Source organism: Chimaeribacter sp. YP20170169 (genome assembly GCF_056739715.1).
In genome coordinates this window covers 293281-319584 of record NZ_CP176824.1, presented here as the reverse complement: position 1 = coordinate 319584, position 26304 = coordinate 293281, and the positions used below count along the sequence as shown (strand labels likewise).

Sequence of the window (26304 nt, the reverse complement as noted above, 5' to 3'; positions counted from 1 at the left end):
TTATTTACTGTTATCGCTTAATGCAGATAACCCTCGTTCACTTCAAACAGCAACTCTTCCATTTGCTGATAAGCACTTTCATAACCGGGAATATTGAACAGTACCATAAGGATGACCCATTTCAGATCTTCCAAATCGAACTCGTCAGTTTCCAGCGCCATCACACGATCGATGACCATCTCCCGGGTTTCAAGGTTCAGCACTTGTATCTGCTCCAGGAACAGCAGGAATCCCCGGCAGCTGGCGTCAAGGCGAGTTGCCTCTTCATCGGTATAGATGCGTAAAGCAAAAGGATCCGCATCCACCATAAAGGGCGCAGCTTCGCCCTCTTGCAAGTCTGCAAGTTTTTCAAGCCACCCCAGAGCGCTATAGATATCTTCCCGATGAAAACCGGCACGGGCAAGATCATCCGTCAGCTTATCCTGGTCGACGTGCATCTCCGCTTCGTTATGTATATAGGTTTCAAATAAGTACATTAGTACGTCGAACATGGCCTGCCCTCCTAATTCGGACATAGCCGCCGGATACAGCTGCGATCCATCCTGCTAACTCCAGATCGAGTAATTTTACCACTACCTCTGGCACAGGTTGGCCGGCACGTTCGGCGACGACGTCAACAGGTGTCACCTCATATCCTACGTTAGCCAACACATCAGCAAATGGCAATTCCGCATCGCTATCTTGTGCACAAATATTCAATTCTTGCTGAGATCCTGTAACAAACGCGGGCGTTGGCGCCGCCATTTCAGGATTATCCTCATCCAGCCAGTGTAAGCTACTGCTCAACAGCTCCACGATCTCCTGCGGCTCGGTCACCAGGTTCGCACCTTGCTGAATGAGCCAATGTGTTCCGCTGCTGGCATCACTTCCCAGCGGCCCCGGTAGGGCGAAGATCTCCCGTCCCTGCTCAAGCGCACAACGGGCAGTGATCAGCGATCCACTACGCTGCGACGCTTCCACCACCAGCACCCCTCGGCTTAGCCCACTGATAATGCGGTTACGCCGGGGGAAGTGGGCAGGCAAAGGAGCCACTGTGGGCAGGAATTCAGAGACCAGTGCGCCTCCCTGCTCCACAATCTGGGCGCTAAGCCGCTGATGGCATCTGGGGTGGATATGCGCCAGCCCACAACCCATGACAGCGAGGGTTTTCCCTTCAGCCTGAAGAGCCGCGCGATGGGCGATGCCATCAATCCCCAGCGCCAGCCCGCTGGTGATGGTATAGCCCTGCTGCACCAGGCCGCGGGCAAAATAGCTTCCCCAACGCTCCCCATACTCGCTGCACTTTCGGCTACCGACTATCGCCACCTGGGGCGAATGCAGGCTTTGCAGCGCGCCGGTAACAAAAAGCACGGGCGGCGGATCGGCGATATGCGACAACAGCGCTGGGTATTCCGGCTGCCCAAGGGCCACCAACTGATTGTCCGTATGTTCCAGCCACGCCAAAGCTGCAGAAAAATTTTGCGCCGGTGGATGAAGGAAAGCATGAGCCTGTTCAGCAGAGAGGCCGCACTGCTGCAACAGGCCGAGCGTAATGCGTGAGGCGGCCAGCAGGCTGTGCACCAGCCCAACCTTTTTTCGGCTGCGCACCCCTTTCAAGGTGGCCAATCGCAACCATATCTCTTCCTGAGTCATACCGCCTCCTGACTGGGCACATTTCTGTCTCGATGCTGTCAATCAGGCAGGGAAATGTCTAGAATAAAGAGTAATTGTCATCCATCACTCGCACACAGATCGAAATATTTATGTCCGTATTACACGTATTGCATTACCCCGATGAGCGACTGCGCAAAGTCGCGCAGCCAGTAAAAGAAGTGAATGCCGAAATCCAGCGTATCGTGGATGATATGTTCGAAACCATGTACGCAGAGGAAGGGATTGGCCTGGCTGCGACACAAGTGGATATCCACCAGCAGATCATCGTGATCGACGTTTCTGAAAACCGTGACCAGCGCCTGGTGTTGATTAACCCAGAGATGCTGGAGAAGAGTGGCGAAACCGGGATTGAAGAGGGCTGCTTGTCCATCCCTGAGCAGCGGGCGTTTGTGCCGCGTGCCGAAAAAGTGAAAATCCGTGCTCTGGATCGTGACGGCAAAGCGTTTGAGCTTGAAGCTGACGACCTGCTGGCGATTTGTATCCAACATGAGATGGATCACTTGCTGGGCAAATTGTTTGTGGATTACCTCTCGCCGCTGAAACGTCAGCGTATCCGCCAGAAAGTTGAGAAACTTGCCAAGCTGAACGCGCGCGCCAACTAAGTCTGAAGACAGCAGGAATTGATTGTGTCTGACGCATTACGGATCATTTTTGCCGGTACACCGGATTTTGCAGCGCGTCATCTCGACGCGCTTTTAACATCTCACCATGATGTTGTAGGTGTCTTTACTCAGCCGGATCGTCCGGCCGGCCGAGGCAACAAACTTACCCCTAGCCCTGTTAAAGTGCTGGCTGAAGAGAACCAGATCCCAGTCTTCCAGCCCAAGTCCCTGCGTCCGGCTGAAAGCCAGGCGCTGGTACAGGCGCTGAACGCCGACATTATGGTCGTCGTGGCCTATGGCTTGATCTTGCCACAGGCGGTGCTGGAGATGCCAAAGCTTGGCTGCATCAATGTGCATGGTTCGCTGCTGCCGCGCTGGCGCGGTGCGGCACCGATTCAACGCTCTCTCTGGGCTGGCGACAGCCAGACGGGCGTCACTATCATGCAGATGGATGTAGGGCTGGATACCGGAGCCATGCTGACCAAGCTGGCCTGTGACATTCAAGCCGATGACACCAGTGCCACACTGTATAACAAGCTGGCGGAACTGGGTCCGCGCGCCATGCTGAATACCCTGTCTGACCTGGCAGCTGGGCTGGCAGAGCCGGAGCAGCAGGATGATGCGCTCGCGACCTATGCGGAAAAACTGAGCAAGGAAGAGGCGCGGCTTGACTGGCAGCTCTCTGCTGCCCAGCTGGAGCGTTGCATCCGCGCCTTCAACCCGTGGCCGGTCAGCTACTTTATGGTCGATGACCAGCCGGTCAAAGTCTGGCAGGCGACAGTCTTACCCAGCCAGAGCGCGGAACCGGGCACCATCGTGGCAGCAGATAAGCAAGGCATCCAGGTTGCCACTGCCGATGGGGTATTGAGCCTTACTCAGCTCCAGCCGGCCGGTAAAAAAGCAATGTCTGCCCAAGACCTGCTAAATTCCCGCCGTGAATGGTTCAGCGTGGGTAAACAACTCAGCTAACCCACTCTATGCGCCCGGCTTCCGCCGGGCCTCTTTTCTTACTGATGCTGGCATTGTCAGCTTTGTAGCTATGAAAAACGCATATAATTTACGCAGCATCGCTGCAAAAGCCATTGGTCAGGTATTGGATCAGGGACAGTCGCTCTCTACTGCCCTTCCTGCTCTCCAGAAAAATATTGCTGATAAAGATAAAGCCCTGTTGCAGGAGCTCTGCTTTGGCACACTGCGGGTTCTGCCACAGCTCGAGTGGTGCATCAAACAGTTGATGGCTCGCCCAATGACCGGCAAACAGCGCCCGCTGCACTACCTCATCATGGTTGGCCTGTATCAGTTGATCTACACCCGTATCCCGGCGCACGCGGTACTGGCAGAAACCGTCGAAGGCGCAGTGGCACTCAAGCGCCCCCAATTGAAGGGGCTGATCAACGGCGTTTTACGGCAGTTTCAACGCCAACAAGAAGCGTTGCTTGAACAGGCAGGCCAACAGGAGTCGCGCTTCTTGCATCCCTCTTGGTTGCTAGAGCGCATTCGCAAAGCCTACCCGACCGAATGGCAGGCTGTTGCTGATGCCAATAACCAGCGCCCTCCCATGTGGCTGCGGGTTAACCGTCTGCATCATAGTCGCGACCGTTATCTTGAGCTGTTAGCAGAGGCGGGTATCGCTGTCGAGATTGACGATGCCTATCCGGATGCCCTGCGACTGGTGGCTCCATGCCCGGTGACAGACCTGCCAGGTTTCGCTGACGGCTGGGTAACAGTGCAGGATGCTTCCGCCCAAGGTTGCGTCCCGCTTTTGGCACCGCAAAATGGCGAGCGTATTCTGGATCTTTGTGCAGCGCCCGGCGGTAAGACCACACATATTCTGGAGGCGGCACCAGAAGCACAGGTACTGGCGGTGGACATTGATGAGCAGCGGTTAAAGCGGGTGCTGGAAAACCTGCAGCGCCTGCGACTGAATGCGGAAGTTAAACGCGGTGATGGCACCCAGCCTGAACAGTGGGCTGCTGGCTTGAGCTTCGATCGTATCCTGTTAGATGCCCCTTGTTCAGCCACCGGCGTAATCCGTCGCCATCCCGACATCAAGTGGTTGCGTCGTAATAGCGATATTGCTGAATTAGTGGCCGTGCAGAAAGCCATTCTAGAGGCGATTTGGCCCTACCTGAAGTCTGGCGGTGTCTTGCTGTATGCGACCTGCTCTATCCTGCCGGAAGAGAATAGCGAACAGATAGCGGACTTCCTCTCCCGTCATGCAGATGCCACCTTGGTAGAAACCGGCGACAGCTCGCATCCGGGCAAGCAGAATCTGCCAGGGCCTACAGCAGGTGACGGCTTCTTCTACGCTAAACTGACCAAGGCCTGATAGCCGGCCTGGCAGCGTGCACCAGATAAATTTATTGAGTGGATAAGAAACCGCGATGAAGATCATTATTCTTGGGGCTGGTCAGGTGGGTGGAACCCTGGCGGAGAACCTGGTCGGTGAAAACAACGACATTACTGTTGTCGATACCAATGCTGCCCATCTGCGTCAGCTCCAGGATAAATTCGACCTTCGTGTCGTTCAGGGACACGGCTCCCATCCACGGGTGTTGCGGGAAGCGGGTGCTGGTGACGCGGACATGTTGGTGGCTGTCACAAACTCCGATGAAACCAATATGGTGGCATGTCAGATCGCCTACTCCCTGTTTAACACGCCGAATCGGATCGCCCGTATCCGTTCGGCAGATTACATCCGGGAATCGGAAAAGCTGTTCAACGCCGACGCGGTGCCGATCGATCACTTGATCTCGCCCGAGCAACTAGTGATCGATTACATCTATAAATTGATCGAGTATCCGGGCGCGCTTCAGGTTGTGAATTTTGCGGAAGGGAAAGTGAGCATCGCCGCGGTCAAAGCCTATTATGGCGGCCCGCTGGTCGGCAATGCCCTCTCTACCATGCGTGAGCATATGCCGCACATTGACACCCGCGTGGCGGCAATTTTCCGTCAGGATCACCCGATCCGTCCACAGGGCTCGACAATTATTGAGGCTGGCGATGAGGTCTTTTTCGTTGCCGCATCCCAGCACATCCGCGCTGTGATGAGTGAGCTACAGCGGCTGGAAAAACCTTACAAGCGCATCATGATTGTGGGCGGTGGTAACGTCGGGGCCGGTCTGGCGCGTCGATTGGAGAAGAATTACAGCGTCAAACTGATTGAGCGCGATCAGCATCGGGCGGCAGAACTGGCTGAGCTGTTACAGGACACCATCGTATTTTATGGCGACGCTTCTGATCAGGAGCTGCTGGCTGAAGAGCATGTGGAGCAGGTGGATGTCTTTATCGCCATCACCAACGATGATGAAGCCAACATTATGTCCGCAATGCTGGCGAAGAGAATGGGCGCCAAAAAGGCCATGGTGCTGATTCAGCGTCGCGCCTATGTTGATTTAGTCCAAGGTAGCGTAATTGATGTCGCCATCTCCCCCCAACAGGCCACTATCTCTGCCCTGCTGGGGCATGTGCGCAAAGCAGATATCGTGAGTGTCTCCTCCTTGCGTCGAGGTGTGGCTGAGGCAATTGAAGCCATTGCCCATGGTGATGAGAGCACCTCCAAGGTAGTGGGCCGCCGCGTGGAAGAGATCAAGCTGCCACCTGGTACGACCATCGGGGCGATCGTTCGTGGTGACGAGGTGATCATTGCCAACCGTCAGTCGCGTATAGAGCAAGGCGATCACGTCATCATGTTTATTACCGACAAGAAATTTGTTCCCGATGTCGAACGTCTGTTCCAGCCAAGCCCGTTCTTCCTGTGATCGCCTGAGCGAGTGCTCTAGAAACCAGCAAACCCGACCAAAATAGTCAACTTTGGTAGCAAGATAGCCGTGAATGCGCTTTACTTGTAGTCACTTGAGTTATTTTGGCAAGGAGTGATGTATGAGTTTCTTTAAAGAGTTTCGTGAGTTTGCCATGCGTGGCAATGTGGTGGATTTGGCCGTCGGTGTGATCATTGGTGCCGCATTTGGCAAAATTGTGTCATCGCTGGTTGCTGACATCATCATGCCACCGCTGGGCCTGTTGATTGGGGGCGTGGATTTTAAGCAGTTTGAGCTCGTTTTGAGGGAAGCTCAGGGCACTGTACCTGCAGTAGTCATGAAGTATGGCGTCTTTATCCAAAACATTTTTGATTTCATTATCATCGCGCTAGCGATTTTCATTGCCATCAAATTGATGAACCGCTTGCGTCGCAAAGAGGAAGAGAAACCTGCGGCAGCACCGAAGCAGAGTGCAGAAGAGAAACTGTTGGTTGAAATTCGCGATTTACTTAAACAGCAGAATACCAAGTAGTCGAATCGAGCTTTAAACAAAGGTCAGTGGTAAAAGTTCAGCGAAAACGCTTACCACTGACCTCCGTGTTTCCGCCCTTAGCGTGCTTGCCCTTACGCTGATAGCTACCCTTCCCTTTTTTGTTCTTTTCTACTCGCTGTCTGAACAAAGTGTCATGAAGCAGCGCGTGCAGCGCATTGTCCTGAATTGTGCCTTTATTGTGTTGATGGTGGCTCATCGTAACCTCATTTGAAATGAAAGAAGTGTGGGTGAAAACGAGATAATCATAGACGATCGCTATCAAAATACCATATTCGCTAACGGCTATTTTTTTGCAGAATGTGCGCTCAGTTTCTCACTAATCCGCTGTTGATACTCACCTTTTAAAAAATCAGTGTTGATCCCTGCTTGCTGTAAGCGCAACTCTAGCACCCGTAATTTCTGGCTAATTACATCGTACTGAGGATCCTCTTTGTGGATCTCATGCAGCAACGTATCCAACTCCAGCGCCTCTTTGCGTGCCTCGAGTTCCGGCGGTAGATAGCCTGAATTTTTCAGTATTCGATAAGCCACTCGCAGCTCCGCAGGCACGGCACTGGTATCGTCCAGCTCCAGGGGCTTGCCGGCACCGGGCAGACCATCAAATTCACCCTTAGCTTGAGCTTCCCGGATATGACGTTCAACCATTTCATCGATAAAGAGCATGATGATATTCCTCAACAGAGGGAAGGTTATTGGTAAGTGAAGAATAGCAGGAAGGTATGTAAAAAGAGGATACGCAAATTTCAGATATAAAAAAACCGGGCCAGGCCCGGTCTTTTTACGCTCTCACAGATTACTCTGCAACAGCTTCTGCTTTCGATTCTGCACGATCAACGAGCTCGATGTATGCCATCGGCGCATTGTCGCCTGCACGGAAGCCACACTTCAGAATACGAGTGTAACCACCTGCGCGGCTCGCGAAACGCGGGCCCAGTTCGTTAAACAGTTTTGCCACGATCTCGTTATCACGAGTACGGGCGAATGCCAGACGACGGTTAGCAACGCTGTCGGTCTTGGCAAGAGTAATCAGCGGCTCAACAACGCGACGCAGCTCTTTCGCTTTCGGCAGGGTCGTCTTGATGATCTCATGACGAACCAGAGAGCCGGCCATGTTACGGAACATAGCCTGGCGGTGGCTGCTGTTACGGTTCAGTTGACGACCACTCTTACGATGGCGCATGACCTTATCCTTCTCAGTAAAACCTTAACCTGTGATCCGGTTACTCGTCAGCAATGCTTGCCGGCGGCCAGTTTTCCAGGCGCATGCCCAGAGACAGACCACGGGAGGCCAGCACGTCTTTAATCTCAGTAAGAGATTTTTTACCCAGGTTTGGCGTTTTCAGCAACTCAACCTCGGTACGCTGTACCAGATCACCGATGTAGTGGATAGCTTCTGCCTTAAGGCAGTTAGCAGAGCGGACAGTCAATTCCAGATCGTCAACAGGGCGCAGCAGGATCGGATCGAACTCAGGCTTCTCTTCTTTCACTTCCGGCTGACGTACATCACGTAAGTCAACGAAAGCTTCCAGTTGTTCAGCCAAAATGGTCGCCGCACGACGGATCGCCTCTTCAGGATCGATCGTACCGTTGGTTTCCATCTCGATGACCAGCTTATCCAGGTCAGTACGTTGCTCAACACGCGCTGCTTCAACATTGTAGGCGATACGCTCTACAGGGCTGTAGCAGGCGTCAACGAGCAGACGACCGATCGGGCGCTCATCTTCTTCCGAATGAATTCGGGCAGACGCCGGCACATATCCACGGCCACGCTGAACCTTGATACGCATGCTGATAGCAGCGTTCTCATCGGTCAGATGACAGATAATATGTTGCGGCTTGACGATTTCGACATCACCATCATGGGTGATGTCGGCTGCAGTCACAGGGCCAATGCCAGATTTATTCAGGGTAAGAATAACTTCATCTTTGCCTTGAACTCTCACCGCCAGCCCTTTCAGGTTGAGCAGGATCTCCAGGATATCTTCCTGTACGCCTTCTTTGGTGCTGTACTCATGCAGTACACCATCAATCTCAACCTCGGTCACCGCGCAACCCGGCATGGATGAAAGCAGAATACGGCGCAGTGCGTTGCCAAGAGTATGGCCAAAGCCACGCTCTAACGGCTCAAGGGTCACCTTGGCGTGCGTCGAACTGACTTGCTCGATATCTACCAGGCGCGGTTTTAGAAACTCTGTCACAGAACCCTGCATTGTGTCCTCTCTTTGGTACTAAGCTTTACTTGGAGTAAAGCTCGACGATCAGGTGTTCGTTAATGTCCGCAGACAGATCGGTACGTTCAGGAATACGCTTGAACACACCTTCCATCTTAGCAGCATCAACTTCCAGCCAAGTTGGCTTTTCACGCTGCTCAGCCAGCTCCAAAGCGGCCTTAACGCGAGATTGCTTTTTAGCTTTCTCACGGATGCTGACTACGTCATTCGGAGATACCTGATAAGAAGCGATGTTAACAACGCGACCATTGACCATGATGGCTTTATGGCTTACCAGCTGGCGTGCTTCAGCGCGGGTAGCACCAAAGCCCATACGGTAAACAACGTTGTCCAGACGACCTTCCAGCAGTTGCAACAGGTTTTCACCGGTGTTGCCTTTCAGACGTGCTGCTTCTTTATAATAGTTACGGAACTGACGCTCCAGCACGCCATACATACGGCGAACTTTCTGCTTTTCACGCAACTGCACACCGTAGTCAGACAGACGCGGTTTACGCGCACCATGCTGACCAGGAGCTTGTTCAATCTTACACTTGGAATCGATCGCGCGAACGCCAGACTTAAGGAACAGGTCTGTGCCCTCACGACGGCTCAGCTTGAGCTTAGGACCCAAATATCTTGCCATTTTCTTTCTCCAACAATCCTAAAAGCAGCGTTATACGCGACGCTTTTTCGGCGGACGACAACCGTTATGAGGGATCGGAGTCACATCAGTAATATTAGTGATGCGGAAACCAGCCGCGTTCAGAGCGCGGATAGTAGACTCACGGCCCGGACCAGGTCCTTTAACCATAACTTCCAGGTTCTTAATACCGTATTCTTTCACTGCATCAGCGCAGCGCTCTGCCGCAACCTGAGCTGCGAACGGAGTGGACTTACGAGAACCACGGAAACCGGAACCACCAGCTGTTGCCCAACCCAAAGCATTACCCTGACGATCAGTAATGGTAACAATGGTGTTGTTGAAAGAAGCATGGATATGAGCCACGCCGTCAGAGACTTGTTTTCTTACACGCTTACGTGTACGAACAGGTGCCTTTGCCATTATTCAATCACCCCGATTATTTCTTGATCGGTTTGCGCGGACCCTTACGGGTACGTGCGTTGGTCTTAGTACGCTGACCGCGAACCGGCAGACCACGACGATGACGCAAACCACGATAAGTACCAAGGTCCATCAGACGCTTGATGCTCAGGGTAACTTCACGACGCAGATCACCTTCGACAACAAACTTGGCAACTTCGTCACGCAGCTTATCGATTTGCTCTTCAGACAGCTCACTGATCTTAACATTTTCAGCAATACCCGCAGCTGCACAGATAGCCTGTGAGCGGGTTTTACCGATACCATAGATCGAAGTTAATGCGATTACGGTATGTTTTTGATCAGGAATGTTAATGCCTGCTATACGGGCCACTATGCACTCCTACATTTTTATACGGCAACACCATTCTGAAAAGCCCGTTTTCAGGATACTCAAATAGTGTTGCAGCGACATACAAAAGATTGGCTGGCTAATCTAGCCAGCTCAACCCAACTTTGCAAGAAAAATATGCGAGATAATCAGCCTTGACGCTGTTTATGCTTCGGCTCGGCGCTGCAAATCACACGAACGATACCGTTACGCTTAACGATTTTGCAGTTACGACATAATTTCTTGACGGAAGCACGAACTTTCATTTTTACTCTCCGTAACTTCTCAACTCACCTGTTAGCGGTTATAGCCTTTCAGGTTTGCTTTCTTCAATGCAGACTCGTACTGACTAGACATCATCAGAGTTTGCACTTGAGCCATAAAGTCCATGATGACAACAACAACAATTAACAGTGAAGTACCGCCAAAGTAGAAAGGTACTTTCATTGCGTCACGCATGAACTCCGGGATAAGGCAGATAAAAGTAATGTACAGGGCGCCAATTAAGGTCAAACGAGTCATCACTTTATCGATGTATTTCGCCGTTTGCTCTCCCGGACGAATTCCTGGCACGAATGCACCGGACTTCTTCAGGTTATCTGCTGTTTCACGCGGGTTGAAGACCAACGCCGTGTAGAAGAAACAGAAGAAGATGATCGCAGTCGCATAGAGTAACACATAAAGCGGTTGTCCAGGCTGCAAATACAGCGAAATTGTCGTCAGCCAGTTCCAACCGGTTCCGCCCCCAAACCATGATGCAATCGTGGCCGGGAACAGGATGATGCTTGATGCGAAGATTGCCGGGATAACCCCTGCCATGTTCACTTTCAGCGGTAAGTGCGTACTCTGTGCTGCATAAACGCGACGGCCTTGTTGGCGCTTAGCGTAGTTGACAACGATACGACGTTGACCACGCTCGACAAACACCACGAAGAAAGTCACCGCAAACACTAAAACTGCAACCAACAGCAACAGAAGGAAGTGCAGGTCGCCTTGTCGAGCTTGCTCAATGGTATTTGCAATCGCCGGTGGGAGACCAGCCACAATACCAGCAAAGATTATGATTGAGATACCGTTGCCGATACCGCGTTCAGTAATCTGTTCGCCAAGCCACATGAGGAACATCGTTCCGGTAACCAGGCTCACTACAGCGGTAAAATAGAACGCAAAGCCTGGATTGATTACCAGACCTTGCATACCAGGCATATTCGGCAGTCCGGTAGCAATACCGATGGACTGGAATATAGCCAATACCAGCGTGCCATAACGGGTGTACTGACTTATCTTACGACGGCCAGCCTCCCCTTCTTTCTTTATCTCTGCTAACGCTGGATGAACCACCGTGAGCAGTTGGATAATAATCGATGCCGAAATATACGGCATGATACCCAAGGCAAAGATAGAGGCACGGCTAAGGGCACCACCAGAGAACATGTTGAACATTTCAATGATGGTGCCACGCTGCTGCTCGAGCAATTTCGCAAGCACAGTGGCATCGATACCAGGAATCGGAATGAAAGAGCCGATACGGAAAACTATGAGCGCCCCGATAACAAACAAAAGTCTGCGCTTCAGTTCGCCAAGTCCACCTTTAGCACTTTGAAAATCTAATCCTGGTTGCTTAGCCATCTGCTACTTATTCCTCAATTTTACCGCCAGCAGCTTCGATAGCAGCACGAGCGCCTTTGGTGACACGCAGACCACGTACAGTTACTGCACGATTGATTTCGCCAGACAGCATAACTTTAGCGAATTCAATCTGAGTACCAACTACGTTAGCGGCTTTCAGCGTGTTCAGGTCGATAACATCGCCTTCTACTTGAGCCAGTTCAGACAGACGAACTTCTGCCGTGATCATAGCTTTGCGAGAAGTGAAGCCGAATTTCGGCAGACGACGGTACAGAGGCATCTGACCACCTTCGAAACCACGACGTACGCCACCGCCAGAACGAGAGTTCTGACCTTTGTGACCACGGCCGCCGGTTTTACCCAGGCCAGAACCAATACCACGACCTACACGCTTCGGCGCTTGCTTGGCACCTTCAGCCGGAGACAGAGTATTCAAACGCATCTGTTACTCCTCAACTTTAACCATGTAGGAAACCAGGTTGATCATACCGCGTACAGCAGGAGTATCCTCGCGCTCTACGGTGTGACCAATGCGACGCAGACCAAGACCAACCAGAGTTGCCTTGTGTTTCGGCAAACGGCCAATAGAGCTGCGAACTTGAGTTACTTTAATAGTCTTTGCCATGGTTATTACCCCAGAATTTCTTCAACGGATTTACCACGCTTGGCAGCGACCATTTCTGGGGACTTCATATTCGCCAGAGCGTCGATAGTTGCACGAACCACGTTAATCGGGTTGGTGGAACCATAGGCTTTAGCCAATACGTTGTGTACCCCTGCGACTTCCAGGACGGCGCGCATTGCACCACCGGCAATAATACCGGTACCTTCGGAAGCCGGCTGCATGAACACACGGGAACCCGTATGCGCACCTTTAACAGGGTGCTGCAGGGTGCCGCTGTTCAGCGCGACATTCATCATGTTGCGACGGGCTTTTTCCATCGCTTTCTGGATCGCTGCCGGAACTTCGCGTGCTTTGCCGTAGCCAAAACCAACGCGACCGTTACCATCACCAACTACAGTCAGTGCGGTAAAGCTGAAAATACGGCCACCTTTTACGGTTTTAGATACGCGGTTTACCGCGATCAGCTTTTCCTGCAGTTCGCCAGCTTGTTTTTCGATGTGAGACATCTTACACCTCTACCTTAGAACTGAAGGCCAGCTTCACGGGCAGCATCTGCCAGTGCCTGGACTCGACCATGATATTGGAAACCGGAACGGTCAAAGGATACATCTTTGATGCCTTTTTCCAGAGCGCGCTCAGCAATAGCTTTACCTACAGCTGCAGCAGCATCTTTGTTACCGGTATACTTCAGTTGCTCAGTGATAGCCTTTTCTACAGTAGAAGCGGCTACCAATACTTCAGAACCGTTCGGAGCGATGACCTGTGCGTAAATATGACGCGGGGTACGATGTACCACCAGGCGAGTCGCGCCCAATTCTTTGAGCTTGCGGCGTGCGCGGGTCGCACGACGGATACGAGCAGATTTCTTATCCATAGTGTTACCTTACTTCTTCTTAGCCTCTTTGGTACGCACGACTTCGTCGGCGTAACGGACACCTTTGCCTTTGTAAGGCTCAGGACGGCGGTAGGCACGCAGGTCTGCTGCAACCTGACCGATCACCTGCTTATCAGCGCCTTTCAGCACGATTTCAGTTTGAGTCGGACACTCAGCAGTGATGCCTGCTGGCAGTTCGTGTTCGACCGGGTGAGAGAAGCCCAGGGCTAAATTCACCACGTTGCCTTTTACGGCTGCACGATAACCAACACCTACCAGCTGAAGCTTCTTGGTGAAGCCTTCGGTAACACCAACTACCATTGCGTTCAACAGAGCACGAGTGGTACCCGCTTGGGCCCAACCGTCAACAGCACCCTGACGCGGAGCGAAAGTCAGTGCGTTTTCTTCCTGTTTAACTTCAACGGAGCTGTGGATAGTACGAGTCAGCTCGCCGTTTTTACCCTTAATCGAAATAACCTGACCGTTGAGTTTTACCTCTACGCCGGCAGGAATGACGACGGGTGCTTTTGCAACACGAGACATTCTTTCCTCCCGAATTAAGCTACGTAGCAGATAATCTCGCCACCAAGACCAGCCTGGCGAGCTGCACGATCGGTCATAACACCTTTAGAGGTAGAAATGACAGCAATACCCAAACCGGCCATAACTTTCGGCAGCTCATCTTTTTTCTTATAGATGCGCAGACCTGGGCGGCTGATACGCTGAATGCTTTCTACCACTGCCTTGCCCTGGAAGTACTTCAGTACCAGTTCCAGAACAGGCTTGGCGTCGCCTTCGATTTTGAAATCTTCAATAAAACCTTCTTCCTTCAGCACGTTGGCAATCGCCACTTTCAGCTTGGAGGAAGGCATGGTGACCGCAACTTTGTTCGCGGCCTGACCGTTACGGATACGGGTCAGCATATCCGCGATCGGATCTTGCATGCTCATCTGTCTTTACTCCCGTGATTCAATTGGTGACAATTACCAGCTAGCCTTTTTCAGGCCCGGGATTTCACCGCGCATAGCGGCTTCACGGACCTTAATACGGCTCAACCCGAACTTCCGCAGGAAAGCGTGCGGACGACCAGTTTGACGGCAGCGGTTACGCTGACGTGACGGGCTGGAATCACGCGGCAGAGTCTGCAGCTTGAGAACGGCGTCCCAACGATCTTCGTCGGAAGCGTTCACATCAGAGATGATAGCTTTCAGTTCTGTGCGTTTAGCAAAGAATTTGTCTGCTAATTTCACGCGCTTGACTTCGCGTGCTTTCATGGATTGCTTAGCCATTAGTAACCCTACCTTACTTGCGGAACGGGAAGTTAAAGGCAGCCAGCAGTGCGCGGCCTTCATCATCGGATTTCGCAGTGGTGGTAATGGTAATATCCAAACCACGAACGCGATCGACTTTGTCATAGTCGATTTCCGGGAAGATGATCTGTTCACGCACGCCCATGCTGTAGTTACCACGGCCGTCGAAGGACTTAGCGGACAAGCCACGGAAGTCACGGATACGCGGTACAGCAATGGAAATCAGACGCTCAAAGAACTCCCACATGCGTTCGCCACGCAGAGTTACTTTACAGCCGATCGGATAGCCCTGACGGATTTTGAAGCCTGCAACAGATTTGCGTGCTTTGGTGATCAGCGGCTTTTGGCCGGAGATTGCTGCCAGGTCAGCTGCTGCGTTATCCAGCAGTTTCTTGTCAGCGATCGCTTCACCAACACCCATGTTCAGGGTGATCTTCTCGACCCGAGGGACTTGCATGACAGAATTGTAGCCAAACTGAGACATCAGTTGCTTGACTACCTCGTCTTTGTAGTAATCATGCAGTTTCGCCATCGTACTACTCCAAATTACTTAATAGTTTCGCTGTTAGACTTGAAGAAACGGACTTTTTTACCGTCTTCGAATCTAAAGCCTACACGGTCAGCCTTGCCGGTAGCCGCATTGTAAAGTGCAACGTTGGAAACCTGAATAGCGGCTTCTTTTTCAACGATGCCACCTGGTTGGTTCAGGGCCGGAACCGGCTTCTGATGTTTCTTAACCAGGTTGATACCTTCTACAATGACCTTACCAGCAGACAGGACACTTTTAACTTTACCGCGCTTACCTTTATCTTTGCCGGTCAGCACGATAACTTCGTCATCGCGACGGATTTTCGCTGCCATGATTCGCTCCTTAGAGTACTTCTGGTGCCAGAGAGATGATTTTCATGAACTTTTCAGAACGCAGTTCACGAGTTACCGGCCCAAAAATACGCGTACCGATTGGCTGCTCGCTGTTGTTGTTCAACAGAACACAAGCATTGCCATCGAAGCGAACGACAGAACCGTCCGGGCGACGTACACCCTTCTTGGTGCGCACCACTACCGCCTTCAGCACATCGCCTTTCTTCACCTTGCCACGAGGAATTGCTTCCTTGATGGTGATCTTGATGATATCGCCGACGCCTGCGTAGCGACGGTGCGAGCCACCTAGAACCTTGATACACATTACGCGACGTGCACCGGAGTTGTCGGCCACGTTCAGCATAGTCTGTTCTTGGATCATGTTAGTGCTCCGCTAATGTCAACTACTACTTTAGGACCCATGATAGGTCATTTAAAAGCCCCAAAATGAGGGCGCAGCATTATAACACTGCTTCCAAATAATGGGTAGAAAAAATAAACGGCTCATTTCCTGAGCCGTTTATCGTATTTGAGAGCGCTACTCTATTACAGAATCGCTTTCTCTACAACGCGAACCAGCGTCCAAGATTTAGTCTTAGACAGCGGACGGCATTCGCGGATTTCTACCACGTCACCGATACCGCATTCGTTGTTCTCGTCGTGAACGTGCAGCTTGGTCGTACGTTTGATGAATTTACCGTAGATCGGGTGTTTCACAAAACGCTCAATCGCAACAACGATGGATTTTTCCATCTTGTCACTGACAACACGACCTTGCAGAGTACGGATATTGTCACTCATTACGCGCCCGCCTTCTCAGTCAGTAAAGTCTTCACACGTGCGACATCACGGCGCACTTGCTTCAACAGGTGAGTCTGTTGCAGCTGGCCACTTGCTGCCTGCATGCGCAGATTGAATTGCTCACGCAGCAGGTTGAGCAGCTCAGTGTTCAGCTCTTCAACGCTCTTTTCGCGCAGCTCTTGTGCTTTCATTACATCACCGTCTTAGTTACAAAGGTGGTTTTGATAGGCAGTTTAGCTGCTGCCAGCTTGAACGCTTCACGGGCCAGCTCTTCCGGCACGCCGTCCATTTCGTACAGAACCTTACCAGGTTGGATCAGGGCTACCCAATACTCTACGTTACCCTTACCTTTACCCATACGAACTTCCAGCGGCTTCTCGGTAATCGGTTTGTCCGGGAATACACGGATCCAGATCTTACCTTGACGCTTAACTGCACGGGTCATCGCACGACGTGCTGCTTCAATTTGACGAGCAGTCAGGCGACCACGGCCAACAGCTTTCAGACCGAAAGTGCCGAAGCTCACATCCGTACCTTGCGCCAGGCCACGGTTGCGGCCTTTGTGCACCTTACGGAATTTTGTACGCTTTGGTTGTAACATCAGCGACTCTCCTTACTTGCGGCCTTTACGCTGCTGCTTTTTAGGTTGAGCAGCCGGTTTTTCCGGTTGTTCAACGGCAGCCATACCACCCAGGATCTCACCTTTGAAGATCCACACTTTTACGCCGATAACACCATAAGTGGTGTGCGCTTCGGAGGTGTTGTAGTCGATGTCCGCACGCAGGGTGTGCAACGGAACACGACCTTCACGGTACCATTCGGTACGCGCGATTTCAGCGCCGCCCAGACGGCCGCTTACTTCAACTTTGATACCTTTAGCGCCCAGACGCATTGCGTTCTGTACAGCACGCTTCATAGCACGACGGAACATAACGCGACGTTCCAGCTGAGAAGTGATGCTGTCAGCAACCAATTTTGCGTCCAGTTCTGGTTTACGAACTTCGGCGATGTTGATCTGCGCCGGCACGCCAGCGATGTCCGCTACGACCTTGCGCAGTTTTTCGACGTCTTCGCCTTTCTTACCGATTACGATGCCCGGGCGAGCGGTGTGAATGGTCACACGGATGCTCTTAGCCGGACGCTCGATCACGATGCGAGAGACGGAGGCTTTCGACAGTTCTTTCGTCAGGTATTGACGAACTTTAAAGTCGCTGTCCAGGTTGTCAGCGAATTCTTTGGTATTCGCGTACCAGGTAGAGTTCCAAGGTTTGACAATACCCAGTCGGATCCCATTAGGATGTACTTTCTGACCCATTGCTAGTCTCCAGAGTCTCAGCGATCGGACACAACCACAGTGATGTGGCTGGTGCGCTTCAGGATACGATCTGCACGACCTTTTGCACGCGGCATAATGCGCTTCATGCTCGGGCCTTCGTCTACGAAGATTTTCGTAACTTTCAGATCATCGATGTCAGCGCCATCGTTGTGTTCTGCGTTAGCAATGGCAGACTCCAGCACTTTCTTAACCAGACCAGCAGCTTTCTTGTTGGTGTAGGTCAGTGTTTCCAGAGCTTGCGACACTTTCTTACCGCGAATCAGGTCAGCAACAAGGCGAACCTTCTGAGCAGAAGAACGAGCGTGGCGATGTTTAGCGATAGTTTCCATCTCTTCCTCCTACCTTAGCGCTTCTTGGCCTTTTTATCGGCCGCGTGGCCGCGATAAGTACGGGTCGGCGCAAATTCACCCAGCTTGTGACCGACCATTTCGTCGGAAACAAATACCGGTACGTGCTGACGACCATTATGGACAGCGATGGTCAAACCGATCATGTTTGGAAAGACCGTTGAACGACGGGACCAAGTGCGAATTGGCTTCTTGTCTCCGCTTTCCACCGCTTTCTCTACCTTCTTCAGCAAGTGCAGGTCAATAAATGGACCTTTCTTGAGAGAACGTGGCATGGCTTATCCTCTAATTATTTTTTACTACGGCGACGTACGATGAATTTATCAGTACGCTTGTTGCTACGGGTCTTCTTACCTTTGGTCTGAACGCCCCACGGAGTTACCGGGTGCTTACCAAAGTTACGACCTTCACCACCACCGTGCGGGTGATCGACTGGGTTCATCGCAGTACCGCGAACGGTAGGACGAACACCACGCCAACGTGCAGCACCTGCTTTACCCAGGACACGCAGCATGTGTTCTGCGTTACCGACTTCGCCCAGAGTAGCGCGGCAGTCAGCCAGAACTTTGCGCATTTCGCCGGAGCGCAGACGCAGGGTAACGTAGGAACCATCACGTGCAACGATCTGAACGTAGGCACCTGCAGAGCGAGCCAGCTGGCCGCCTTTGCCCGGTTTCATCTCTACGTTGTGAACCGTTGAACCAACCGGGATGTTGCGCATCGGCAGGGTGTTACCCGCCTTGATTGCCGCATCAACGCCAGATTGAATCTGATCACCCACTTTCAGGCCTTTCGGCGCCAGGATGTAACGGCGTTCGCCGTCTTTGTACAGAACCAGCGCGATGTTCGCGGAACGGTTCGGATCGTACTCCAGACGCTCAACCACTGCAGCGATACCGTCTTTGTTGCGTTTGAAGTCAACCAGACGATAGTGTTGCTTGTGGCCACCACCGATATGACGGGTGGTGATACGGCCATTGTTGTTACGACCACCGCTTTTGCTCAGTTTTTCCAGCAGCGGGGCATAAGGTTTACCCTTGTGCAGCTCAGGGTTAACCACTTTAACAACGTGGCGACGACCCGGAGATGTAGGTTTACATTTAACAATTGCCATTGTTCTTACTCCTCCGACTTACTCTGCGCCGCCGATGAAGTCCAGATTCTGGCCTTCTTTCAGGGTGACGTAAGCTTTTTTCCAGTCGCTACGACGACCGATACGCTGTCCATGACGCTTCACTTTCCCTTTAACGATCAGGGTGCGAACATCATTAACTTCGACTTCAAACAGTTTCTGCACGGCAGCTTTGATTTCTGCTTTGGTCGCGTCTTTAGCAACTTTGAGAACGATGGTGTTGGTTTTTTCCATCGCAGTAGACGCTTTTTCAGAAACGTGTGGCGCGCGCAGTACTTTCAGCAGACGTTCTTCACGGATCATGCCAGCATCTCCTCAACTTGCTTCACAGCATCAGCAGTCATAACCACTTTGTCGAAGGCGATCAGGCTAACTGGGTCGATGCCAGCAACATCACGCACGTCAACCTTGTACAGGTTACGGGCAGCCAGGAACAGGTTCTCGTCCAGTTCACCGGTGATGATCAGCACGTCTTCCAGCGCCATGTCTTTCAGTTTCTGTGCCAGCAGCTTGGTTTTCGGTGCTTCAACAGAGAACTTCTCGACAACGATCAGACGATCTTGACGTACCAGCTCGGACAGGATGCTTTTCAGCGCGCCGCGGTACATCTTTTTGTTTACTTTTTGACTGTGGTCCTGCGGTTTCGCAGCGAAGGTCACGCCACCAGAACGCCAGATCGGGCTCTTTACAGAACCAGAACGCGCACGGCCGGTGCCTTTCTGACGCCACGGTTTTTTGCCAGAACCGGTTACTTCAGCGCGAGTTTTCTGCGCGCGAGTACCCTGGCGGGCGCCTGCTGCGTAAGCAACAACAACCTGGTGAACCAGCGCTTCGTTAAAATCACGACCGAAGGTGGTTTCGGAAACAGTCAGCGCGCTCTGCGCGTCTTTCAATACTAATTCCATTACCTGGCTCCTCACGCTTTAACAGCTGGTTTAACGATCAGGTTGCTACCGGTAGCTCCCGGAACAGCACCCTTAACCAGCAGCAGGTTGCGCTCAGCGTCAACACGTACTACGTCCAGGCTCTGAACGGTTACGCGCTCATTACCCAGCTGGCCTGCCATTTTCTTGCCTTTGAACACTTTGCCCGGAGTCTGGTTCTGACCGATAGAACCCGGAACGCGGTGAGACAAGGAGTTACCGTGGGTAGCGTCTTGGGTACGGAAGTTCCAGCGCTTAACAGTGCCAGCAAAACCTTTACCTTTAGAAGTACCGGTAACGTCTACTTTTTTGACGTCAGCGAAAATTTCAACGCTAATGCTCTGACCAACAGTGAACTCTTCGCCTTCTGACAGACGGAATTCACGCAGCAGGCGGCCAGCTTCAACGCCAGCTTTAGCGAAGTGACCCGCTTCCGGTTTGGTTACACGGTTTGCTTTTTTAGCACCAGTGGTAACCTGGATAGCGCGGTAGCCGTCGTTGTCCAGATCTTTAACCTGGGTAACGCGGTTTGCTTCAATTTCGATAACGGTTACAGGGATAGAAACGCCTTCTTCTGTGAAGATGCGGGTCATACCCACTTTTTTACCGACTAAACCAATCATTGTTTCAACCTCTCAATCGCTCAATGACCTGATTAACCCAGGCTGATCTGCACGTCTACACCGGCAGCCAGATCCAGACGCATCAGAGCATCAACGGTTTTCTCGGTTGGCTCAACGATGTCAACCAGACGCTTGTGAGTGCGGATTTCGTACTGATCACGCGCATCTTTGTTGACGTGCGGGGAGATCAGAACGGTGAAGCGCTCTTTGCGGGTCGGCAGCGGGATCGGACCACGGACTTGCGCACCAGTGCGCTTAGCAGTCTCGACGATTTCCGCGGTTGATTGATCGATCAGACGATGATCAAACGCTTTCAGGCGGATACGGATTCTTTGGTTCTGCATGAGACCAGAGCTCCAATTATTTATAAACGTAAATAATTACTCCTCACACCCATTTCGATTGATGGGGGAGTGTAATCGTTCAGCATATAACCCCCATATCGGGAGTATTGTTAACCAGTCATGCATGATGACATGGTTACTGATCCGCAACGAATCAGACCTACCAAGATTAGGTAAGCCCGCGCATTATACGGAAACGCCGCCGGGAAGCAACCTCCATCGTGCAAAAATTGCTTTTATTTTGCGCATCCCGGCGGGGAGATGTGTTACTCGGCTGGTGCGAATGGGTCAACCGCGCTAATGGCTTTTTGCTGACGCTCCTCTTGCTGTTGTTCTTGCAACGCTTTTAGCAGCTGCTCCTTGAGCGTTACGGGTGCAGGGCCCGGGTCTTCCAGAATCTCGTCGTCGTCCGCGCCCTCCCCTATCTCATCGCTGTCGCTTGAATCATGGTAAGGAAGCAGCTCTTTATCAGTCGGTATGTCCTCTTCAGGCAATACCCTATCCTTATAGATGTAGTGCAACGTCGATTGTTGATATGGCAAGGGCGTCTCTTTTATCACGACTGGATGGAGATGCTGCTGCCAGGCATCCCACATCATATGGTGATAGCCACCCGCCAAGGCAATCAGCAGCAGGTAAAGCCCCCACAGTGCCATACGCCAGGCCAATGCCCGCCAGTGGCTCGCTGCCCTTTTGACTTTGACGCCCTGCCCTGCCAGCTGGCTCTGGTAGGCTGCCAGATGAATATTTTGCATTACTTGCCCTTATCCTCTGTCACTAATAAGGGCTGTGTGCCCTGCGCTTTGGCGATCGCCAATAATGTGCTCAACCCAACCACACCATCCGCCTTCAGGTTTTCGCGTTGCTGGAACTGTTTGATGCGGTTTCTCAGCGCGCTTCCCCATACTGGTCGACGGGCGGGCGAAAGCTGAAGGATGTCGCTGAGGGCCTTATCAAGCCAGGCGATATCTTGAGCAGAGCTGGTACGCCCCACCTGACTTTTACCCTCAGGGGTCAGCGGCCACAGCTGGACGGCATCGCCCTGCCAGACCTGGCTGAACCAATCACGTTTCAGCGTCCAGGTCTGATCGTGAATTAGGACATCCACGTCGCTATCCGTTACTTTCACCACCGTGATATAGATCAGTCGGTCATTTACCTTCAGGCTGCCCATCCACGGCATTCCATTCGCCACCATTGCATCCAGCGTCTCCTGGCTTTTCTGGCAGATGAGCTGCGCACGCTCGGCCTGATCGCAGTACGCCTCTGCGGGCTCCACACGGTAGCCCCAGACATGGAACAGCTGGCTCATTCCCTCCTGAGGGCCACTCTGTTGATCCTCAATGCGGGGCGCCGGAGCAGGAACTTCCGGCGGCGATGGCGTTAGCCAGCTGGGCAACGGCAACCACGGTTGGAGGGAGTTGTAATAGGTCCAGCCCAGCGTACCAGCGATCAGCGCAGAGAGCAGCAGCCACATCGCCAATCCCCGTCGGCTACCGGCAGACAGACCCAACGCGTGCAACGCAATGCCCATCTGGCGACGGGTCACTGTCTCGCTTCGTTCGGCATAGGCCACCGTCAGGGCCGCATGGGTGATGGCCTTTAATAGGGCGGGCTTACCGCCAGCGGCCTGATGGGCCATCCGAAGGACGGGTTCGCTGAACAGCGGCTGCTCTACCCCCGCGGCGGCCAATTGCTCAACGATGAATGCCCGGCTTTCCGCTGCACTCATTGGCTGGAGCCGATAACGCGTGAGGATCAGCCGACGCAGTAAGGCACGTGGCGCAATGGCGGCCATTTTGCGCGCCTGGCCAATCAGCAAGAAAGTGACATGGGGCGAGGAGATCCCACTCTGGAGTGCATAGAGAAAATGGTAACTCTCAACCGACAGCGCCTCCGCCTGATCAATCGTCACCAGCCACTGCGTCCCACGGGACGCGGTAGCGTTGAAGTGTTCCATCACCTTCAACACCCGTTGTGCCGGGTTGAGTGCCGGATTGTCATCAATGCCCAACGCCGTGAGCAACCACCTACCGATTCCCCCCGCCTGCCCATCGACAGCGGCGGTCAGAGCCAGCGGCTTTCTGCCACTCTGGCTGACCAGTTGCGCGGCCAGGGCTGATTTACCGGTACCGGGCTTGCCCTCAATAAGGATGCAGCCCCCCAGCGTGATTTGGTGCTGCAGATACGTGACGGCGGCCGAAAGGCGCGCGTTATAATAAAACCCTTTGCCGCTGAAAGGATTTATCGACATATTAAAATATTGGCAATACATTTGTCACAATCCTGCGTATAAGCATAACCACGGCAAATAAATCAAAGGAAATTTATTTATCAGGAAATCATGTTTCACGATTTATAACAATTTATTCATGGCATAAGGCTGGAGTTGAATTGCATAGAGCAACATTGGGAGCTATCATAGCCTAATTATTAGCCATCATAAACATCATCATTAGAAGATTAGCGTCATATGCATAATAATTTGATGCGCTCCCTTTTTTCCAGGGGTGAACTGTTAAATATATTGTTAATGTTAGTTGCGGCACTCCTCTTAATTTTATGCATCCATTTAACAATGTTAATTATCACTAAAATAACACCCGACACGGCCAATAATAAAATTGAACTGAATCAGTTCTCATTGGGTTCGCTCCCCGAGGGCCTGTTTGCCGCCGAATCTTTAACAGGCTTCTCATCGGCTCGGGCTGTGCCTGTCGCATCCATGCCAGCGCTGACGCTGAAAGGCCTGATGGCCAGTAGCGATCCATCGCGGGCGCTGGCCATTATTGCCGGGCCACAAAGCGAGGAGAGCTACCGCATCGGCGAGACGATTGTAGGCACCGGGTCGTGGCTCATCAAGGAGATCAGCGCCAATCAGGTGATCCTGCAAGAGGGGGAGCGCCTGGCTACGCTCTATCTGGAAACAGAGGGGTCAGCCACGGGCGATGGCCAGTTGGCCTCATCAGGTCAGCCTCTGGCTGCCTATCTGGCCCTGAACCCTGTTTATAGTAAAGGCAAACTGTTGGGGTATCGCGTTAATCCCAAAGAAAATAGTCTGGTATATAGAAAAATTGGATTACTTAAGGATGATGTCATTATAAAAATAAATGACCAGTCCATTCAGGATGAGGTCAGTGCCAAAGCGGCAGTTTCAGCGTTGGGGGTCTTGCGGGAGGCAAAATTTACAGTATTGAGAGAGCAAATACCTCAACACATCTCTATTAACCTGGATAGTATTGAATCCTCATCGGATGAGTAAACACCATGGCTTTTACATTCACTCGCCTCGTCAATGGCATTTGCTTGCCGCTGCTGTTTATTCCTGCCTTTTTGCAGGCGGCAGATTTTACGGCTAATTTCAAAGAGACGGATATTAAAGAATTTATCAATACCGTTAGTAAGAACCTGAATAAAACGATACTTATCGATCCTGCCGTTCAGGGAAATATTTCCGTCAAAAGTTATGACATTCTGAATGAAGATCAGTACTACCAATTCTTCTTAAGTGTGCTGGATATTTACGGCTATGCGGTAGTGCCAATGGATAATGGCCTGCTGAAAGTGGTGCGCACGGCGAATGCTAAGGCCGCAGGTATCCCGTTGGCGGATAAGGGCAAGCCAGGCCGTGGGGATGAGATCATCACTCGGGTGATCTCGTTAAACAATGTGCCGGTGCGCGAACTGGCGCCCCTGCTGCGTCAATTGAACGATAGTACCGGCGTCGGCAATGTGGTGCATTACGAACCCGCCAATGCCCTGCTGCTGACCGGGCGTGCCTCGGTGGTCAACCGCCTGATCGATCTGGTGGAGCGGGTGGACATGATGGGTTACCAGCAGCGGGAAACCGTCAAGCTGCGCTACGGCTCCGCCTCTGAGATGGCAAAGCTGGTCAACGATCTGGTGCGCGAAGAGTCCAAGGGACAGTCGGCCAATATTCTTCAGGCCAAGGTAGTGGCCGATGAGCGCACCAATACATTGGTGGTCAGTGGGCCGGAAGGCGTTCGCCGCCACGCGGTCAAGCTCATCAACCAACTCGACCAGAATGATGTCAATCAGGGCAATACCAAGGTGTTCTACCTGCGCTATGCCAAGGCGGACAAAATCGTGCCGGTGCTGACTGGCATCAGCAAGGAGCTAAAAGAGGGCAAAGCTGCTGAAGCCGCCCCGGCAGCCAGCAAGCCGATGAGCATCACCGCCGATGAGCAAACCAACTCGATCGTGATCACGGCCCAGCCAGACGTGATGCAGTCGCTGGAGCAGGTGATCGCGAAGCTGGACATTCGCCGGGCACAGGTGCTGGTGGAGGCAATCATTGTTGAGGTGCAGGATGGCAATGGGCTGAACCTCGGCATCCAGTGGAGCAATAATCAGGTTGGCGGTACCCAATTTACTGGCACCGGTGCCCCGATCTCTAAGGTGGCGGCTGGCGTGCGTCAGTACCAACGTGATGGCGTGATCAGCAGTGACAATCCGCTCTCTGACACCATGAGTACATTCAACGGCATGGCGGCTGGTTTCTTCAAAGGTGACTGGAATGTGCTGCTGACCGCACTGGCCACCAGCAATAAGAATGACATTCTGGCCACCCCAAGCATTGTAACCCTCGACAATAAAGAGGCCTCCTTCAATGTCGGCCAGGAAGTCCCTTCCCTCTCAGGTTCGCAGACCACCTCCGGTGACAACGTCTTCAACAGCGTGGTCTACAAAACTGTCGGCACCAAGCTGAAGGTCACGCCGCAGGTTAACGAGGGCGACTCTGTCCTAATGGAGATTGAGCAAGAGGTTTCCAGCGTGGATACCTCCACCAACTCCTCACTTGGCCCAACCTTCAACACTCGCACCATCCATAACGCGGTACTGGTGCGCACGGGTGAAACCGTGGTGCTGGGTGGCCTGCTGGATGACAGTACGAAAGAGTCGAAATCGAAAGTGCCGCTGCTCGGCGACATCCCGTGGGTGGGCAATCTTTTCCGTTACACCAACACGGAGAGTAGCAAACGTAATCTGATGGTCTTCATCCGGCCAACCATCATCCGGGATGATGACATCTACACCTCGCTCTCCAACCAGAAGTACTCAAACTTCCGCAAAATTCAGCAAGCGCGTCAGGAAGAGGAGAGTAATGACCTGCCGATCCGCGCGGGCCAACGTACGGTGCTGCCGGACTATCCCGCCAAGATCCAGCCCTCGACCGTGCCGATCGCGCCCGCTGCGCCGGTCAAGGTTGCAGAGCCGACCGCCGGCGGCCCACGTAATCCGTTCCACGGATAAGGGGGCAGAG

At 52.5% G+C, this 26304-nt stretch carries 41 protein-coding genes; 7 read left to right on the top strand and 34 right to left on the bottom strand.

All coding sequences use genetic code 11. The annotated features are described in order from the left end of the window. Window positions 1–17: 17 nt before the first annotated feature. Both smg and dprA read right to left on the bottom strand, forming a co-directional pair. The gene (smg, locus tag ACK3SD_RS01505) at window positions 18–491 is read right to left on the bottom strand and encodes a DUF494 family protein Smg (RefSeq protein ID WP_137761973.1); all 474 of its coding nucleotides are present in this window, start codon (window positions 489–491) and stop codon (window positions 18–20) included. After that, a complete protein-coding gene (gene dprA / locus ACK3SD_RS01500; RefSeq protein ID WP_481126546.1) occupies window positions 463–1632 on the bottom strand; it encodes a DNA-protecting protein DprA in 1170 nt (389 codons plus the stop codon). The genes smg and dprA overlap by 29 nt, the downstream gene beginning before the upstream one ends. A gap of 110 nt (window positions 1633–1742) precedes the next feature. Between dprA and def the strand changes: the two genes are divergently transcribed. From def to mscL, 5 genes are all read left to right on the top strand, one after another. After that, window positions 1743–2255 carry a peptide deformylase gene (gene def / locus ACK3SD_RS01495; protein ID WP_137761971.1) on the top strand — a complete coding sequence of 171 codons (513 nt, stop codon included), beginning with the start codon at window positions 1743–1745 and terminating at the stop codon, window positions 2253–2255. A gap of 24 nt (window positions 2256–2279) precedes the next feature. After that, window positions 2280–3224, top strand: coding sequence for a methionyl-tRNA formyltransferase (fmt, locus tag ACK3SD_RS01490; protein WP_481126545.1), 945 nt, complete (start codon window positions 2280–2282; stop codon window positions 3222–3224). Between the two features lie 70 nt (window positions 3225–3294). Next, window positions 3295–4584 carry a 16S rRNA (cytosine(967)-C(5))-methyltransferase RsmB gene (gene rsmB / locus ACK3SD_RS01485; RefSeq protein WP_481126544.1) on the top strand — a complete coding sequence of 430 codons (1290 nt, stop codon included), beginning with the start codon at window positions 3295–3297 and terminating at the stop codon, window positions 4582–4584. Window positions 4585–4639: 55 nt separating this feature from the next. After that, the gene (gene trkA / locus ACK3SD_RS01480; protein WP_137761968.1) at window positions 4640–6016 is read left to right on the top strand and encodes a Trk system potassium transporter TrkA; all 1377 of its coding nucleotides are present in this window, start codon (window positions 4640–4642) and stop codon (window positions 6014–6016) included. A 121-nt stretch (window positions 6017–6137) separates the two neighbouring features. Then, window positions 6138–6548 (top strand): large-conductance mechanosensitive channel protein MscL, encoded by a 411-nt coding sequence (gene mscL / locus ACK3SD_RS01475; RefSeq protein ID WP_137761967.1) that lies wholly within the window; start codon window positions 6138–6140, stop codon window positions 6546–6548. Window positions 6549–6585: 37 nt separating this feature from the next. Here the strand turns inward: mscL and ACK3SD_RS01470 are convergent, their stop codons facing one another. The 32 genes from ACK3SD_RS01470 to ACK3SD_RS01315 all read right to left on the bottom strand — a co-directional run bounded on the left by ACK3SD_RS01470 (window position 6586) and on the right by ACK3SD_RS01315 (window position 23295). Continuing rightward, window positions 6586–6765 carry an alternative ribosome-rescue factor A gene (locus ACK3SD_RS01470; RefSeq protein WP_481126543.1) on the bottom strand — a complete coding sequence of 60 codons (180 nt, stop codon included), beginning with the start codon at window positions 6763–6765 and terminating at the stop codon, window positions 6586–6588. 86 nt (window positions 6766–6851) lie between these two features. Next, complete coding sequence (locus ACK3SD_RS01465; RefSeq protein ID WP_481126542.1) at window positions 6852–7232, bottom strand: DnaJ family domain-containing protein; 381 nt, start codon at window positions 7230–7232, stop codon at window positions 6852–6854. 130 nt (window positions 7233–7362) lie between these two features. Further along, entirely contained in the window at window positions 7363–7749 is a 387-nt protein-coding gene (rplQ, locus tag ACK3SD_RS01460) for a 50S ribosomal protein L17 (RefSeq protein WP_072933440.1), read from the bottom strand. 40 nt (window positions 7750–7789) lie between these two features. Continuing rightward, window positions 7790–8779, bottom strand: a complete 990-nt coding sequence (locus tag ACK3SD_RS01455; protein WP_137761964.1) for a DNA-directed RNA polymerase subunit alpha — start codon at window positions 8777–8779, stop codon at window positions 7790–7792. A gap of 25 nt (window positions 8780–8804) precedes the next feature. Further along, window positions 8805–9425 carry a 30S ribosomal protein S4 gene (gene rpsD / locus ACK3SD_RS01450; RefSeq protein ID WP_137761963.1) on the bottom strand — a complete coding sequence of 207 codons (621 nt, stop codon included), beginning with the start codon at window positions 9423–9425 and terminating at the stop codon, window positions 8805–8807. A 30-nt stretch (window positions 9426–9455) separates the two neighbouring features. Further along, window positions 9456–9845 (bottom strand): 30S ribosomal protein S11, encoded by a 390-nt coding sequence (gene rpsK, locus ACK3SD_RS01445; protein WP_004929731.1) that lies wholly within the window; start codon window positions 9843–9845, stop codon window positions 9456–9458. Window positions 9846–9861: 16 nt separating this feature from the next. Then, the gene (gene rpsM / locus ACK3SD_RS01440) at window positions 9862–10218 is read right to left on the bottom strand and encodes a 30S ribosomal protein S13 (RefSeq protein WP_072933445.1); all 357 of its coding nucleotides are present in this window, start codon (window positions 10216–10218) and stop codon (window positions 9862–9864) included. 146 nt (window positions 10219–10364) lie between these two features. After that, a complete protein-coding gene (gene rpmJ, locus ACK3SD_RS01435) occupies window positions 10365–10481 on the bottom strand; it encodes a 50S ribosomal protein L36 (protein ID WP_012768118.1) in 117 nt (38 codons plus the stop codon). A gap of 31 nt (window positions 10482–10512) precedes the next feature. After that, window positions 10513–11844, bottom strand: coding sequence for a preprotein translocase subunit SecY (gene secY, locus ACK3SD_RS01430; protein WP_481126541.1), 1332 nt, complete (start codon window positions 11842–11844; stop codon window positions 10513–10515). A gap of 7 nt (window positions 11845–11851) precedes the next feature. Then, entirely contained in the window at window positions 11852–12286 is a 435-nt protein-coding gene (gene rplO / locus ACK3SD_RS01425) for a 50S ribosomal protein L15 (RefSeq protein WP_137761961.1), read from the bottom strand. Window positions 12287–12289: 3 nt separating this feature from the next. Then, window positions 12290–12469: a 50S ribosomal protein L30 gene (gene rpmD, locus ACK3SD_RS01420; protein ID WP_101826675.1), complete on the bottom strand. Its 180-nt coding sequence runs from the start codon at window positions 12467–12469 to the stop codon at window positions 12290–12292. A 5-nt stretch (window positions 12470–12474) separates the two neighbouring features. Beyond that, window positions 12475–12975, bottom strand: coding sequence for a 30S ribosomal protein S5 (rpsE, locus tag ACK3SD_RS01415; RefSeq protein ID WP_072933453.1), 501 nt, complete (start codon window positions 12973–12975; stop codon window positions 12475–12477). A 14-nt stretch (window positions 12976–12989) separates the two neighbouring features. Continuing rightward, on the bottom strand, window positions 12990–13343 hold the full coding sequence (gene rplR / locus ACK3SD_RS01410) for a 50S ribosomal protein L18 (RefSeq protein WP_072933456.1): 354 nt from the start codon (window positions 13341–13343) through the stop codon (window positions 12990–12992). Between the two features lie 9 nt (window positions 13344–13352). Further along, window positions 13353–13886, bottom strand: a complete 534-nt coding sequence (gene rplF / locus ACK3SD_RS01405; RefSeq protein WP_137761960.1) for a 50S ribosomal protein L6 — start codon at window positions 13884–13886, stop codon at window positions 13353–13355. A gap of 14 nt (window positions 13887–13900) precedes the next feature. Continuing rightward, complete coding sequence (gene rpsH, locus ACK3SD_RS01400; protein WP_137761959.1) at window positions 13901–14293, bottom strand: 30S ribosomal protein S8; 393 nt, start codon at window positions 14291–14293, stop codon at window positions 13901–13903. Window positions 14294–14326: 33 nt separating this feature from the next. After that, window positions 14327–14632, bottom strand: coding sequence for a 30S ribosomal protein S14 (gene rpsN, locus ACK3SD_RS01395; protein WP_072933461.1), 306 nt, complete (start codon window positions 14630–14632; stop codon window positions 14327–14329). A gap of 13 nt (window positions 14633–14645) precedes the next feature. Continuing rightward, window positions 14646–15185 (bottom strand): 50S ribosomal protein L5, encoded by a 540-nt coding sequence (gene rplE / locus ACK3SD_RS01390; protein WP_137761958.1) that lies wholly within the window; start codon window positions 15183–15185, stop codon window positions 14646–14648. Window positions 15186–15199: 14 nt separating this feature from the next. Then, on the bottom strand, window positions 15200–15514 hold the full coding sequence (gene rplX / locus ACK3SD_RS01385) for a 50S ribosomal protein L24 (RefSeq protein WP_137761957.1): 315 nt from the start codon (window positions 15512–15514) through the stop codon (window positions 15200–15202). A 10-nt stretch (window positions 15515–15524) separates the two neighbouring features. Then, window positions 15525–15896: a 50S ribosomal protein L14 gene (rplN, locus tag ACK3SD_RS01380; protein ID WP_004388611.1), complete on the bottom strand. Its 372-nt coding sequence runs from the start codon at window positions 15894–15896 to the stop codon at window positions 15525–15527. Between the two features lie 164 nt (window positions 15897–16060). Then, a complete protein-coding gene (rpsQ, locus tag ACK3SD_RS01375; RefSeq protein WP_137761956.1) occupies window positions 16061–16315 on the bottom strand; it encodes a 30S ribosomal protein S17 in 255 nt (84 codons plus the stop codon). Then, complete coding sequence (gene rpmC / locus ACK3SD_RS01370; protein ID WP_015962144.1) at window positions 16315–16506, bottom strand: 50S ribosomal protein L29; 192 nt, start codon at window positions 16504–16506, stop codon at window positions 16315–16317. Before rpmC ends, rpsQ begins: the two co-directional genes overlap by 1 nt. Further along, window positions 16506–16916, bottom strand: coding sequence for a 50S ribosomal protein L16 (gene rplP, locus ACK3SD_RS01365; RefSeq protein WP_002438716.1), 411 nt, complete (start codon window positions 16914–16916; stop codon window positions 16506–16508). The genes rpmC and rplP overlap by 1 nt, the downstream gene beginning before the upstream one ends. Before the next feature lie 12 nt (window positions 16917–16928). Next, window positions 16929–17630, bottom strand: a complete 702-nt coding sequence (rpsC, locus tag ACK3SD_RS01360) for a 30S ribosomal protein S3 (RefSeq protein WP_137761955.1) — start codon at window positions 17628–17630, stop codon at window positions 16929–16931. Window positions 17631–17647: 17 nt separating this feature from the next. Further along, window positions 17648–17980: a 50S ribosomal protein L22 gene (rplV, locus tag ACK3SD_RS01355; RefSeq protein WP_002223844.1), complete on the bottom strand. Its 333-nt coding sequence runs from the start codon at window positions 17978–17980 to the stop codon at window positions 17648–17650. Between the two features lie 14 nt (window positions 17981–17994). Continuing rightward, entirely contained in the window at window positions 17995–18273 is a 279-nt protein-coding gene (gene rpsS / locus ACK3SD_RS01350; RefSeq protein ID WP_002213430.1) for a 30S ribosomal protein S19, read from the bottom strand. Between the two features lie 14 nt (window positions 18274–18287). Next, a complete protein-coding gene (gene rplB, locus ACK3SD_RS01345) occupies window positions 18288–19112 on the bottom strand; it encodes a 50S ribosomal protein L2 (RefSeq protein ID WP_137761954.1) in 825 nt (274 codons plus the stop codon). Window positions 19113–19130: 18 nt separating this feature from the next. After that, window positions 19131–19433, bottom strand: a complete 303-nt coding sequence (gene rplW / locus ACK3SD_RS01340) for a 50S ribosomal protein L23 (protein ID WP_137761953.1) — start codon at window positions 19431–19433, stop codon at window positions 19131–19133. Next, entirely contained in the window at window positions 19430–20035 is a 606-nt protein-coding gene (rplD, locus tag ACK3SD_RS01335; protein WP_137761952.1) for a 50S ribosomal protein L4, read from the bottom strand. Before rplD ends, rplW begins: the two co-directional genes overlap by 4 nt. Before the next feature lie 11 nt (window positions 20036–20046). Continuing rightward, entirely contained in the window at window positions 20047–20676 is a 630-nt protein-coding gene (gene rplC, locus ACK3SD_RS01330; RefSeq protein ID WP_137761951.1) for a 50S ribosomal protein L3, read from the bottom strand. Window positions 20677–20708: 32 nt separating this feature from the next. Further along, window positions 20709–21020, bottom strand: a complete 312-nt coding sequence (gene rpsJ, locus ACK3SD_RS01325; RefSeq protein ID WP_001181005.1) for a 30S ribosomal protein S10 — start codon at window positions 21018–21020, stop codon at window positions 20709–20711. A gap of 266 nt (window positions 21021–21286) precedes the next feature. Continuing rightward, entirely contained in the window at window positions 21287–21775 is a 489-nt protein-coding gene (locus ACK3SD_RS01320; protein ID WP_481126539.1) for a hypothetical protein, read from the bottom strand. Then, window positions 21775–23295: an ExeA family protein gene (locus ACK3SD_RS01315; RefSeq protein WP_481126538.1), complete on the bottom strand. Its 1521-nt coding sequence runs from the start codon at window positions 23293–23295 to the stop codon at window positions 21775–21777. Before ACK3SD_RS01315 ends, ACK3SD_RS01320 begins: the two co-directional genes overlap by 1 nt. Window positions 23296–23493: 198 nt before the next feature. On the opposite strand from ACK3SD_RS01315, the gene ACK3SD_RS01310 reads away from it, so the two are divergent. Further along, window positions 23494–24282: a type II secretion system protein N gene (locus tag ACK3SD_RS01310; RefSeq protein WP_481126537.1), complete on the top strand. Its 789-nt coding sequence runs from the start codon at window positions 23494–23496 to the stop codon at window positions 24280–24282. A 5-nt stretch (window positions 24283–24287) separates the two neighbouring features. Continuing rightward, window positions 24288–26294 carry a type II secretion system secretin GspD gene (gspD, locus tag ACK3SD_RS01305; RefSeq protein WP_481126536.1) on the top strand — a complete coding sequence of 669 codons (2007 nt, stop codon included), beginning with the start codon at window positions 24288–24290 and terminating at the stop codon, window positions 26292–26294. Window positions 26295–26304 lie beyond the last annotated feature (10 nt).